This is a genomic window from Shewanella sp. TB7-MNA-CIBAN-0143 (assembly GCF_040310065.1).
In the GTDB taxonomy this organism is placed as follows: domain Bacteria; phylum Pseudomonadota; class Gammaproteobacteria; order Enterobacterales; family Shewanellaceae; genus Shewanella.
The window spans coordinates 27,192-40,398 of the sequence record NZ_JBEOPL010000024.1; the positions used below are offsets into that span (position 1 = coordinate 27,192).

Below are 13,207 nucleotides of genomic sequence, written 5' to 3' on the forward strand. Positions count from 1 at the left end.
TCTCCTCTCTCGGTTTAGTAAGGTTTGCGAATATCAACAAAGTGACCAACTACTGCTGCAGCGGCTGCCATAGCAGGGCTCACCAAATGAGTACGACTACCACGACCTTGACGGCCTTCGAAGTTACGGTTACTGGTTGATGCACAACGATCGCCAGCTTCTAAACGGTCATCATTCATCGCTAAACACATCGAGCAACCTGGTAAACGCCATTCAAAACCAGCTTCAATAAAGATTTTATCTAAACCTTCTGCCTCTGCCTGTAACTTCACTTGGCCAGAACCGGGTACCACAATCGCCACAACACCCTCTGCAACTTTACGGTTTTTAGCGTGCACAGCAGCGGATCGTAAATCTTCAATACGCGAGTTAGTACAAGAACCAATAAACACTTTATTAATGCTAATGTCAGTCATCTTAGTGCCCGGCGTCAGGCCGATATACTCTAATGCTTTAATCATACTGGTGCGATTGGTGCTGTTGGTTTCAGTTTCTGGATTAGGTACTACACCATCAATCGCAACGACTTGACCAGGGTTAGTGCCCCAGGTTAACTGCGGCGCAATATCGTCGGCATCTAATACCACTTCAACATCAAACGCAGCATCTGCGTCAGATTTAAGCTCAGACCATGCTGCAACAGCTTGTTCCCACATTGCATCTTTAGGCGCAAATTCACGACCTTTAAGATAGTTAAATGTGGTTTCATCAGGCGCAACCATGCCAGCTTTAGCGCCCATTTCAATGGCCATATTACATAGGGTCATGCGGCCTTCCATGGTTAATGCTTCAATGGCTTCACCACAAAACTCAACCACGTATCCTGTACCACCATCCATGCCGAGCTTACCGATAATAGCTAACACGATATCTTTAGCCGTCACGCCATCAGTTACTTTGCCACGCACTTCAACTTTCATATTCTTGGCTTTTAACTGACGTAGTGTCTGGGTTGCCAAAACATGCTCAACTTCAGATGTGCCAATACCAAATGCTAACGCACCAAACGCACCATGGGTCGCGGTATGAGAATCTCCACACACAATCACAGTACCGGGTAAGGTAATCCCCAGCTCTGGCCCCATTACATGAACAATGCCTTGATTAGGATGGTGAATATCATACAAGCGCACGCCAAACTCTTTACAATTCTGTGCCAGTGTTTCAACTTGAGTACGCGCCATTGGGCTTAACGCATCTAAACTGGCGCTGCGAGTTGAGGTATTGTGGTCCATTGTGGCAAAGGTTTTTTGTGGCGCGCGGAGTTTACGCCCAGCCACTTTTAAACCGCTAAATGCTTGTGGTGATGTGACTTCATGGACTAAATGACGATCAACATACACAACTGGCGCTTCACCTTCTGGGCTGGCAACAATGTGTGAGTCCCACACTTTTTCATATAAGGTTTTACCTGTCACTTGGGCCATTACACACCTTCCTTTATTGCCTGGGTGATAAAGTCACCCATTTGCGCTGTCGACTTAGCTTCGCTGCGTTTGTCTGCAGCCAATAATTCACCGGTTAGATAACCACTTGCCAATGCTTTTGTCACTGCACGTTCAATAGCGCTTGCCGCCTCTTCTTGCTTTAGGCTGTGACGTAACATTAATGCAGCAGATAAAATTTGTGCTACCGGATTAGCAATACCTTGGCCAGCAATATCTGGCGCACTGCCACCGGCAGGTTCAAATAAGCCAAAACCAGAGCTATTCATGCTTGCCGAAGACAATAACCCCATAGAGCCAGTTAACATGGCAATTTCGTCTGATAAAATATCACCAAACAAGTTAGAACATAACATCACATCAAACTCATCAGGGCGACGTAATAGCTGCATAGTCGCGTTATCAATATAGATGTGTTCTAAAGTGACATCCGGAAAGTCTTTAGCAACTTCCTCTACCACTTGGCGCCATAATACTGAACAGGCTAACACGTTGGCCTTGTCTACCGAAGTCACCTTATTTTTACGTCCACGCGCGGCTTCAAAAGCAATACGAGCAATACGACTAATTTCGCGACGGCTATAACGCATGGTATCAAAGGCTTCTTCATCATCTCCTTCACCTTGGCGCCCTTTCGGCTTACCAAAGTAAATACCACCAGTTAATTCACGGACACACAACACGTCAAAACCACGGGCTGATATATCACTACGAAGCGGTGACATATGCTCTAAGCCGTCATGTAATTTGGCTGGGCGTAAATTACAAAATAGCTCAAAGTGTCCGCGCAATGGCAATAATGCGCCGCGTTCAGGTTGATCGTTTGGTGGCAAATTTTCCCACTTAGGGCCACCGACACTGCCGAATAAAATCGCATCCGCGGCTTCGCAGCCTTTTAAAGTCGCGTCAGGTAAAGGACAGCCATGGTTATCAATGGCAATACCGCCGACATCAAATTCGGTGTATTGAATATCCAGCCCAAAACGTGTCTCAACAGCACTGAGCACTTTACGCGCTTCAGCCATCACTTCAGGACCAATACCATCACCCGACAAAACTGCTATTTGATAACTCATACGCCGCCTAACTCCCTTTCTTTATGGATCTGTTGTTTAAAGTCAGCCACTTTATCTGCGCGGTACACTAAGTTCATCACATGTACTAACGCTTGAGCTGATGCTTCGACGACGTCTGTGGCTAAACCAACGCCGTGGAACATTTGTTCATTATATTTTGCGGTAATATCAACTTGTCCAAGCGCATTTTGACCTTCGCCTTTCGCGCTTAACTTGTAATTAGTGATATTAATTTTACGCTCTGTTGCGCGTGCAATAGCATTATAAGCCGCATCAACAGGACCATTGCCCGTAGCAGCCTCAGTAATATCGTTGCCATCAACCGCAATACGTACCGTGGCAGTGGCGACACCTTCAGTCGAATCAGAATGCACCATCATGTGCTGAAGCTGGTACTTATCGTCATCTTGCGCTTGCGACTCCATGAATACCAATGCTTCTAAATCATAATCGAACACTTGGCCTTTTTTATCTGCTAAGGTCAAAAACTGCTCGTAAAGACTGTCCATGTCATAGTCAGTTTGTTGGTAACCCATTTCTTCCATGCGATGTTTAATCACATGGCGACCAGAGCGTGAAGTCATGTTCAAGTTATTACGGTTTAAGCCAATACTTTCTGGAGTCATGATCTCGTAAGTATTTTTGGCTTTAAGCATACCGTCTTGATGAATGCCCGATGAATGAGAGAATGCATTGGTTCCCACAATCGCTTTATTGGCTTGGATCGGCATATTACATAATTGACTCACTAGCGATGAGGTGCGGTGAATTTCTTTGGCATTAATACCACAGTCTAAATCTAACAAATCTTTGCGAGTTGCAAGAATCATGGCGATTTCTTCTAACGAACAGTTACCGGCACGCTCGCCAATACCGTTAATGGTACATTCAACTTGGCGGGCGCCCATTTCAACTGCAGCAATTGAATTGGCCACCGACAAGCCTAAATCATCATGACAATGAACCGAGATAACGGCTTGATCGATATTAGGAACCCGATTAAATAAGGTTTGAATAATGCCACCAAACTCGCTTGGCACTGTGTAACCTACGGTGTCAGGAATATTAATGGTACGAGCACCGGCTTTAATCGCCGCCTCAACCATACGACATAAATTATCGATTGGTGTGCGACCAGCATCTTCACATGAAAACTCAACGTCATCTGTAAATCGTCTGGCGTATTTAACCGCATTAACGGCCATCTCTAATACATCATCAAAAGAGCGCTTTAATTTACTTTCAACATGAATGGTCGAAGTAGAGATAAAGGTATGAATTCGAAATTGATCGGCAACCGACAAAACCTGGGCTGCAGCATCGATGTCTTTTTCAAGTGCACGAGATAGCGCACACACACGGCTGTTTTTAATGGTTTTAGCAATGGTCTGCACCGATTTAAAATCGCCCGGAGAAGAAACAGGAAAACCCACTTCCATTACATCTACACCTAAACGCTCTAGAGCCAACGCAATTTGTAGCTTTTCTTTAACGGTTAAACTGGCTGCTAATGCTTGCTCACCATCACGTAAGGTAGTATCAAAGATTATGACTCTATTGGACATCGAATTTCTCCATCGACCATCATGTTTATTTGAATTAGCTGCGAGGTACACAACGGCTTCATTTCAAAAGGGCTAAAAAAAAACCCCGCGACAATTAGCGCGGGGTTTGTGTATGTTTAATGAATTATTTTACATGTAACACAAAGGACTCCGCGCAGGATATGCGTGAGAGGAGAAGGAGTCCGAGTAAAGCTGATTGTGTATTCATGACGTTAGTATTCACTTTTAATAACTAATTATGCTAAATGATTGACGTACAAAATATGTCTATGCCTAATATGTAACGCGACCAGCCGTCTGTGTCAACCCTAATTTGGTCAACGTGAAAAAGATGATAGCGTACTAGTGCTTCATTACAGTTAACCAGCGACATTATCAGCCAATATTGATTCGCTTTCAATTAATGAACTTACCTCTCAAAGTGCAAATAAACATCAATCTAAGTTGCTGCATCGATTATATTTTTATGTATCTGGATATAAATAATCGTATACTGCTATCACCCCATGTTAAGTAGATATATGACGATGATGTTGTCGAAAAAGAGTATTGAATATAACTTTAGTCGCATTTTTGGTTTTATCTTTGGCCTCACACTATATTTAGCGACTACGGCAGTTTTTGCTCAACCATCGCAACGTTTATTACTCTCAGTCGATATCATTGCCGAAACTCAACAACTGAGCGCTCGAAAACAACTCGATGTGATCAGTAATATTAATACTCAAAGATCTGCAGACGCCAAAACACTCATTGATTCACTCGAACAACAACACGCTAAACAACCATTAGCCAATATCGATGCTCTGCGCTTAACATTGTTACATTGTTTTAATTTATTGGAGTTTGGTGAGTTTAATCAAGCTATTGTCTTGGCAAAGCAAGGTGAGAGTAATGCCAGACAGTTTAAATATGACACAGCTCGCCCTTACTTCATACAATGCCAAGCAATTGCACATCAGAGTCTTGGCAACACATTACAAGAACAACAACTCACCGAAGAAGCGCTACGTTTAGCCAAGCGTTACTCTGAAACACAAGCTATTGTAAACAGCCTTTATGCCAGAAGTAGGCAAAATACTAGCCTAGAAAATTATAATTCGGCCATTGAAGACTTGCGTTTTGCGTTAGATATTTATGGTGAAGCACAAAACCAATTTCAGCATTGGTATTTGCTACCTATCTCATACATCCAATCGGAAATTTCAAATGTTTTTTTCTCCATGGGAGAGTATGAAGAAGCATTACATTTTTCCGAATTAGCCTATAAAGATATTTCTTTTTTTGGAAAAATAAAATCTACAGTAACTCTCAATTTAGCACTTATAAACATAGCGCTAAATGATAAAGCCAAAGTACTATATTTTTTAAATAAGGCAGAAAATGTCAGTGCAAATATAGACTCTGAAAGAGATTCGGCCAACCAATATGCTTTGCTTGCGATAATTCATTTGTATGTTGGTGATTACAACATCGCCGAAAAACTCGCATTATCAAGCATAGAACTGTTTACTAAATACCAAGAGCCTATTTATGTCATGCGCATCAAACGTACATTAGCCAAAGTGTATTTTGCACAAAACAAAGACAACCAGGCATTGTCATTGCTGAATGAAATTATTGAGCAAGCCACTGAACTTGAACAATTCTCGGATTTAGAAGAGTTTAACCAGATAATCAGCCAATACTACGCCGAACAAAATCAATTTGAATCGGCTTATCAATTTCAGGTGCAGCGTTTTGATGCCGCTAAGCAAGCCGCAGCCAAGTTAAACAATGCTCACTTTATGCAGTATAAGGCCAGAATAACAGCACAAAGTGAAGCCAGTACACCACCAGAGAAACCTGTCAGTAACATCAATCAAAACTTAACCATTACCGCCTTAATGATTTTGTTACTGTCTGTTGGATTAGTCCTATTTTTGGCCCGTAAACCACAGCGACTCAATAATGTGAATGCTCAAGAAGAAAGCCAGCAGCACCGTATAGACAATATGTTAGATAATGCCAAACAAGGGCACTATCAATTAAGTATGCTACTGATTAATATCAGTAATAACAATATTGAGGATATACCCTTTATTATTCCGCGGCTCAAAAACACACTTAGAGAGCAAGACCAATTGTTTCGGCATAATACTAATGAACTCATTATTATCTTGCCACACGCATCATTAGTGGGGGCGGCAAGAGTCATAACCCAAATAGAGCAAGTACTTGGTGAATGGAAATCCGAGCTCAAAGTAAATATTGGTATGGCGAGTTTACAACAACTTGATACTTTTGAAGTACTCGTTAAAAAAGCAGTTTTAAATCAATTGAATAAAATAAAACCTCAAGAGAAAAACAGCTCTCCTGATGAAAACTAAACCACTAACCTTTGGTCAAATAATCAGAAATTTCATCTAAAAATTCGCCACCAAATCGGTCAAGCTTAATCTGCCCAACACCATTTACCGCGAGCATCTCGCCAGGGCTTGTGGGCAGCATCGCACACATCTCTGCGAGTGTTGCGTCGTTAAAGACTAAATAGGGTGGAATGTCATTTTTCTCAGCCAGTTCGCGACGCAGTAATTTTAACCGAGCAAACAACTTACGATCATACTGTTGCGGTGCACGTCCATTGGGTTTGCGCTTTACATCAATCAATTGAATCCGAGGTTCCGCTAACATTAGCGATAACTCAGCTTTAAGGATTGGTCTTGCGGCAGGGTTAAGCTTAATTGCAGAGCCGCGGGTAATATCCTGACTCATCAAACCTAAATGAATTAATTGGCGGATAACACTGAGCCAAAACTCAGTTGATTTATCTTTACCAATGCCCCATGTCGATAACTTATCATGGCCTCTATCCACTATGTTGGCCGCTTTTGAACCGCGCAATACTTCAATTACATGATGGATACCAAAACGTTGCTGTAAACGATAAATACAAGACAGTACTTTTTGCGCATCTTCAGTACCATCATATCGCTTGGGTGGATCAAGACAGATATCACAGTTACCACAAGGTTTTGAGGCCACTTCATCAAAGTAGTTTAACAACACTTGGCGACGACACGTTTGCGCTTCAGCAAATGCTGCCATGGTATGCAATTTATGAAATTCGACTTGTTGTTGAGGCCCAGGTTCAGATTGCTCAATCAAATGCCTAACCCGGCCTATATCGGCAGGATCAAATAACATATAAGCTTCTGCATCTAAACCATCGCGGCCTGCACGGCCTGTTTCTTGGTAATAAGCTTCAATGCTTTTAGGAATATCGTAATGCACCACAAAGCGTACGTTAGATTTATTAATCCCCATGCCAAATGCCACCGTAGCCACCACAATATCGATTTGATCTTTTAGAAATTTATCTTGAACGTTACCACGCTCTTCTTGGCTCAAACCGGCATGGTATGCTTGAGCATTAAATCCTTGTAAGCGTAAACGCTCGGCCACCTCATCAACTCGACGACGACTGCTGCAATACACAATCCCACTAGTGCCATTTTGAATAGTTAGAAACTGACGTAATTGATTAGCCGCATTGAGTTTTTCTGCCACGGTATAGCGAATATTTGGACGATCGAAACTGGACAACAAGGTATAAGGGGTTACCCCTAAGCGCTCGCAAATACTCAAACGCGTAGCATGATCTGCAGTCGCAGTTAAGGCCATTAAAGGTAAGTAAGGAAAATATTCTTTTAACTGCCCTAATGCCGCATATTCAGGTCTAAAATCATGGCCCCATTGGCTAATACAATGGGCTTCATCAACTGCAAACATTGAAATATCAACCGATTGCAGACGCTCAATAAAATCAGGACGCAAAAGTCGCTCTGGAGAGACATACAACAATTTAATCTCACCAGCATGTAATTTACGTAACACCTCAGCACTTTGCTCACGCGGTAAAGATGAATTGAGATAAGCAGCTGACACACCACTTTGCAGTAAACTGTCGACTTGGTCTTTCATTAACGAAATTAATGGCGACACCACCACGGTCACACCAGGCAACACAATAGCAGGCAATTGATAGCACATACTTTTGCCGCCACCGGTAGGCATAATCACTAAGGTATCTTGGCCCTGTAAACTTTGCTCAATGACTTCTCGCTGCCCTTCACGAAAGGCACGATAACCAAAAACTTGCTGCAAGCTCGCTGCAAGTACATCTTGCTCTGTCGTCAACACATCTGAGGACGCAATATTGGTCGAAATCGGAGTATCCATTAACAACATCATCATTCAAAGGGCACTCATTTTAAAGCACTGAGCCACAGATGTCTTGAACCAAAACACCTTTGCGTTGTTTTCATCCAAGATAGATGATTGAGTCGACGCCACTTTAGGGTTAGATTAAATACTCTATGGCAGAAAGTCTCCCCTATAAATAACAACGATAATAAGAATAAAACGACAAGGATTGCTCATGACCACATCTATTCAAACTCAAGCTTTACAGCAAGTTGCTGATATTTTTGATCAACATGTTCCATTTCATAATTTACTCGGTTTAGATATCAAACACTACGACATCAATGGGGTTGAAGTGGTGATAAAAATGAAACCCGAACTTATCGGCAATATTCATCAAAATATTCTTCATGGTGGTGTCACTGCGACATTACTTGATGTTGTCGGCGGACTGACGGTATTTGCTGGGCTAGTTGCCAGTAGAGAAGATTGGACTCTTGAAGAATTACAACAACGCTTAACCACCTTAGGCACTATTGATATGCGGGTCGACTTTTTACGTCCCGGTCGGGGTGAAATCTTCACTGGCACTGGCACGGTTATTCGCTCTGGTAATCGTGTATCCGTTTGCCGGATGGAATTACACAATGAACAAGGTGTTCACATCGCATTTGGGACTGGCACATATATGGTGGGCTAAACGGTCATTATCGCAATATATAACTGACACTCTAGCGATAAAAGAAATCGCTTAAGCACTTGTGTCATTCTAGGGGGCGACCTACAATCGCCCTCACTTTTAGTTCTCCCCACTGTTGACTTACTATGCCTGATTTAGAATATCGTAAAGGGGTGCTTCTCGCCATTTGCGCCTACACCATCTGGGGTATTGCCCCGCTTTATTTCAAGTTATTACATCATGTCCCTGCCACCGAAATATTAATGCACCGTGTCATTTGGTCATTTATATTCATGGTTATTTTGATGCAATTTATTGGTGGATTTAGCCGTTTACGTTTGATTTTAAAACAGCCCAAGCAATTATTAATATTGCTGATCACCTCAATATTAATTGCCGCTAATTGGCTGATTTTTATTTGGGCAGTCAACAACGACCACATGCTCGATGCTAGCCTAGGCTATTTTATCAACCCGCTGTTTAACGTCTTATTGGGAATGGTATTTCTGGGTGAGCGCTTGCGAAAATTGCAATGGGTTGCAGTGGCGTTGGCCAGTATAGGAGTACTAGTGCAGTTGATCTCTTTTGGCTCTATTCCGCTTTTATCATTAGCCTTGGCAGCCAGCTTTGGGTTTTATGGTTTACTGCGCAAAAAAGTTAATATTGACGCAAAATCAGGTTTATTAGTCGAAACAGCAATCTTGTTACCTATCGCTCTGGGTTATCTATTCATCACCTTAGACAGTTCGACAACGAGCATGCTAACCAACACTCTCGACCTCAATTTACTCCTAGTCGCTGCGGGTATTGTCACAACGATTCCGTTACTGTGTTTTGCTGGTTCCGCTGTCAGAATTCCATTTTCGATTTTAGGTTTTTTCCAATATATTGGCCCAAGTATCATGTTCATCTTGGCGGTAAAACTGTTTAATGAACCGTTTGATATCGAAAAAGGCATTACCTTTGGATTTATTTGGGGCGCGTTAGTTATCTTTGTTGGCGACATGATATTGCAACGTCAACGACGTAACGCCTTAGCCAAAGCGTCAGCATAATAAGCTCTACAATGGGAAAATGAAGTCACTCAAAGCACTGATGCTTCACCCACAAAAAAGCCGAATGATTTTATACTCATCCGGCTTTTTTATGTGTTAACGGCCTTGTTACTTCTACAAATCTAACGCAAGAATTTTTGAACGACGCTGATAGTTATACAGCTGTTTTTTCTTATTAGGCAGTTCTTCAACATCAACAATATTAAAGCCATGCTCTAAAAACCAATGGATACTACGGGTCGTTAACGCAAATAGACGTGAATAACCACGCACGCGAGCTTGGCCAATAATGTTATTAAGCAAAATGCTACCACGATCAGCATCGCGATAATCAGGATGAACCACTAAACACGCAAACTCACCCGCATTGTCTTCTTCAAACGGATACAAAGCTGCACAACCAATCACTAAGTTGTCGCGCTCAACCAGCATAAACTGTTCAATTTCCATCTCGAGTTGCTCGCGTGAGCGACGCACCAAAATGCCTTGCTCTTCCAATGGGCGAATAAGGTTTAAGATACCGCCTATGTCGCTAATAGTCGCCCTACGTAAACGTTCGGCGCTTTGAGTAACAATTTGGGTACCAATCCCTTCGCGTGAAAACAACTCTTGCAGTAACGCACCATCTTCTAAATAACTGACTAAGTGGCAACGAGGTACACCTCGGCGGCATGCTTCAATACTGGCTTTTAAGAATGCAACGGTGCCAACTGAAGTATGGTCATCTACAGCCATCGTCTTAAGCATTTCTTCAATATCGTCCGGCATCAGCTCGGCAATCACTTCACCATTTTTACCGATAAGGCCGTTGGTATCACTAAAACCAATAATCTTATCGGCCTTTAACTTAATCGCTACTTGGGTCGCAACTTCTTCAGCGGTCAGGTTAAAGCTTTCACCTGTAACAGAAGCGGCAATTGGCCCCATTAATACAATACCGTTATTGTCTAATTGACGACGTAAGCCTTGCGCATCAATACGGCGCACCTTGCCACTTAAACAAAAATCGACACCGTCATCTACACCTAATGGTTGTGCAATAACAAAATTACCACTCACAAGGTTTATTTGCGCATTTTGCATTGGCGTATTGCCCAAGCTCATCGACAACCTAGCAGTAATATCAAATTGAGTCGCCCCAGCAACCTGCTTGATAATCTTCAGGGTTTCATCATCGGTAATACGAATACCATTGTGATATGCCGGTTCAATTCCAGCCGCCTTTAAACCTGCATCAATCTGTGGTCTTGCTCCATAAACTAATACCACCTCAATCCCAAGTGAATGCAACAAAGCCACATCATTTAAAATACCGCGGAATTGTGGGTGCGCTAATGCTTCACCACCCAACATAACGACAAAAGTTTTACCTCTATGAGCATTAACATAGGGTGCAGAATGACGAAATCCATCAACTAATTCAGTGGTTCTCACGGGCAAATTCACCTCGGTATAGGTTTGATGTTCATTAATGACGATGACAATAAATGCCACATGACTGTTTGCTGTATCAAAAAAGAATGGTATTGCATTTTAATTCACTTTTAAAGCATTTTATTTCACTTTAAGTAAAACACAGTGTCTCAATTTATTATGAAAAAATCATTACAGCCAAAAAGTTAGCTTGTTTTAGCCGTTAATAATACTTTACGCATTTAATTATGATATTTGCATCACATCTGTATAGCAATATTTCAACATAATGGCGATATCACCATGCGGAAATGGCTCAATAAAATCCAATGACATTAGCCATGTACCTCGTGACATAAACAACTGCTGTATAGACTAAATTCAGAACCTGACTAACGGTGTTTACTCAGCTGATTGTTGTTCGATTCAGTATAGACTATTTTCAAACAGGCATAAAAAAAGCCCCAATTAAGGGGCTTTTTTAAGAATCAAAAATCAATTACTTGATTTTAGCTTCTTTGTACATAACGTGCTGACGAATGACTGGATCAAATTTCTTGATTTCCATTTTTTCAGGCATGTTACGCTTGTTCTTTTCAGTAGTGTAGAAGTGACCAGTTTTAGCACTAGATACTAATTTGATCTTCTCACGATTACCTTTAGATTTAGCCATTTTCTATTATACCTTCTCGCCACGGGCACGAAGTTCTTTAACAATCACTTCAATACCTTTCTTGTCGATAATACGGATACCTTTAGTAGATACACGTAATTGCACGAAACGCTTTTCTTCTTCTAACCAAAAACGGTGGTTTTGTAGGTTAGGTAAAAAACGACGACGAGTCGAATTTTTTGCGTGCGAACGGTTGTTACCAACCATTGGCTTCTTGCCAGTTACTTGGCATACTCTTGACATGTCAATCTTCTCCAAAACAAATTTTTAACGCTCGAGCATTAATGTGCCTCGTATGGCCGTCGCCCGAGGCACAAAGAGGGCGCATTTTATACACGATTGACCATAGAAGATCAAGCAGTGTTTATACAATCCACCCACGCTCGGCAAAGGAGACTATCTCCTGATCACCTACAACCATATGATCTAACAAAGAAACATCTATGGTTGCCAATGCATTTTTTATTCGCTCAGTTATTCGCCGATCAGCCTGACTTGGCTCTGCAATGCCAGACGGGTGATTGTGACACACGATTACCGCTGCCGCTTTTTTCTCCAAAACAAGGCTTACAACCTCGCGAGGATAAACAGAAGCAGAATCGATGGTGCCACGAAATAATTCTACAAATTGAATGACTCTATGTTGGGTATCCAACAATAGTAAGGCGAACACTTCATAGGATCGGTCTGCCAATTGTCTCATTAAATAGTCCCGAGTTAAATCAGGATTTGTCAAAATTTGCCCTCTTTGTAGATTTTCATGGGCAATTCGCTTAGAAATTTCCGCTGCAGCCTGTAATTGAGCATATTTTACCGGCCCAACACCGGCTAATTTACATACTTGGCTTTTAGGTGCGCTCAGTAAACTGCGCAAACCACCAAACTGATTAATCATGTTTCGGGCTAAATCGACCGCATTTTGCCCTGCCAGACCATTACGTAATATCACCGCAAGCAATTCTGCATCCGAAAGATGCCCTGCACCTTTGAGCAATAATTTTTCTCGCGGTCCTTCTCCTTGAGGCCAATCTTTAATTCCCATGAATGTCCCTTATATTCAATGTGGCAATGCCATTAAACGCATTAAGTCGACTCTGAATAACAAAAACAACACAG

At 42.0% G+C, this 13,207-nt stretch carries 11 protein-coding genes; 3 read left to right on the top strand and 8 right to left on the bottom strand.

Going from position 1 to position 13,207, the window contains the following annotated elements; genetic code table 11:
- Positions 1 to 14: 14 nt before the first annotated feature.
- From leuC to leuA, 3 genes are read right to left on the bottom strand one after another with little or no spacing between them, the layout of a single operon-like run.
- On the bottom strand, positions 15 to 1,427 hold the full coding sequence (gene leuC / locus AAEY97_RS17665) for a 3-isopropylmalate dehydratase large subunit (RefSeq protein WP_351000462.1): 1,413 nt from the start codon (positions 1,425 to 1,427) through the stop codon (positions 15 to 17).
- On the bottom strand, positions 1,427 to 2,521 hold the full coding sequence (leuB, locus tag AAEY97_RS17670; RefSeq protein WP_162024094.1) for a 3-isopropylmalate dehydrogenase: 1,095 nt from the start codon (positions 2,519 to 2,521) through the stop codon (positions 1,427 to 1,429). The genes leuC and leuB overlap by 1 nt, the downstream gene beginning before the upstream one ends.
- Positions 2,518 to 4,086, bottom strand: coding sequence for a 2-isopropylmalate synthase (gene leuA, locus AAEY97_RS17675; RefSeq protein ID WP_351000465.1), 1,569 nt, complete (start codon positions 4,084 to 4,086; stop codon positions 2,518 to 2,520). Before leuA ends, leuB begins: the two co-directional genes overlap by 4 nt.
- A 521-nt stretch (positions 4,087 to 4,607) precedes the next feature.
- On the opposite strand from leuA, the gene AAEY97_RS17680 reads away from it, so the two are divergent.
- Complete coding sequence (locus AAEY97_RS17680) at positions 4,608 to 6,455, top strand: hypothetical protein (RefSeq protein ID WP_351000468.1); 1,848 nt, start codon at positions 4,608 to 4,610, stop codon at positions 6,453 to 6,455.
- Between the two features lie 4 nt (positions 6,456 to 6,459).
- Here AAEY97_RS17680 and recQ read toward each other — a convergent pair whose 3' ends face one another.
- On the bottom strand, positions 6,460 to 8,307 hold the full coding sequence (gene recQ / locus AAEY97_RS17685; RefSeq protein WP_162024426.1) for a DNA helicase RecQ: 1,848 nt from the start codon (positions 8,305 to 8,307) through the stop codon (positions 6,460 to 6,462).
- 199 nt (positions 8,308 to 8,506) lie between these two features.
- Between recQ and AAEY97_RS17690 the strand changes: the two genes are divergently transcribed.
- Both AAEY97_RS17690 and rarD read left to right on the top strand, forming a co-directional pair.
- Positions 8,507 to 8,971, top strand: a complete 465-nt coding sequence (locus tag AAEY97_RS17690; RefSeq protein WP_162024097.1) for a thioesterase family protein — start codon at positions 8,507 to 8,509, stop codon at positions 8,969 to 8,971.
- 125 nt (positions 8,972 to 9,096) lie between these two features.
- Positions 9,097 to 10,005, top strand: coding sequence for an EamA family transporter RarD (gene rarD, locus AAEY97_RS17695; RefSeq protein ID WP_101088519.1), 909 nt, complete (start codon positions 9,097 to 9,099; stop codon positions 10,003 to 10,005).
- 114 nt (positions 10,006 to 10,119) lie between these two features.
- Here the strand turns inward: rarD and argA are convergent, their stop codons facing one another.
- The 4 genes from argA to radC all read right to left on the bottom strand — a co-directional run bounded on the left by argA (position 10,120) and on the right by radC (position 13,133).
- On the bottom strand, positions 10,120 to 11,439 hold the full coding sequence (argA, locus tag AAEY97_RS17700; RefSeq protein WP_011639235.1) for an amino-acid N-acetyltransferase: 1,320 nt from the start codon (positions 11,437 to 11,439) through the stop codon (positions 10,120 to 10,122).
- A 478-nt stretch (positions 11,440 to 11,917) separates the two neighbouring features.
- Positions 11,918 to 12,091 (bottom strand): 50S ribosomal protein L33, encoded by a 174-nt coding sequence (gene rpmG / locus AAEY97_RS17705; protein ID WP_011494790.1) that lies wholly within the window; start codon positions 12,089 to 12,091, stop codon positions 11,918 to 11,920.
- A 6-nt stretch (positions 12,092 to 12,097) separates the two neighbouring features.
- Positions 12,098 to 12,334 (bottom strand): 50S ribosomal protein L28, encoded by a 237-nt coding sequence (gene rpmB, locus AAEY97_RS17710; protein WP_011639236.1) that lies wholly within the window; start codon positions 12,332 to 12,334, stop codon positions 12,098 to 12,100.
- 121 nt (positions 12,335 to 12,455) lie between these two features.
- Positions 12,456 to 13,133: a RadC family protein gene (gene radC, locus AAEY97_RS17715; RefSeq protein ID WP_101088520.1), complete on the bottom strand. Its 678-nt coding sequence runs from the start codon at positions 13,131 to 13,133 to the stop codon at positions 12,456 to 12,458.
- Positions 13,134 to 13,207 lie beyond the last annotated feature (74 nt).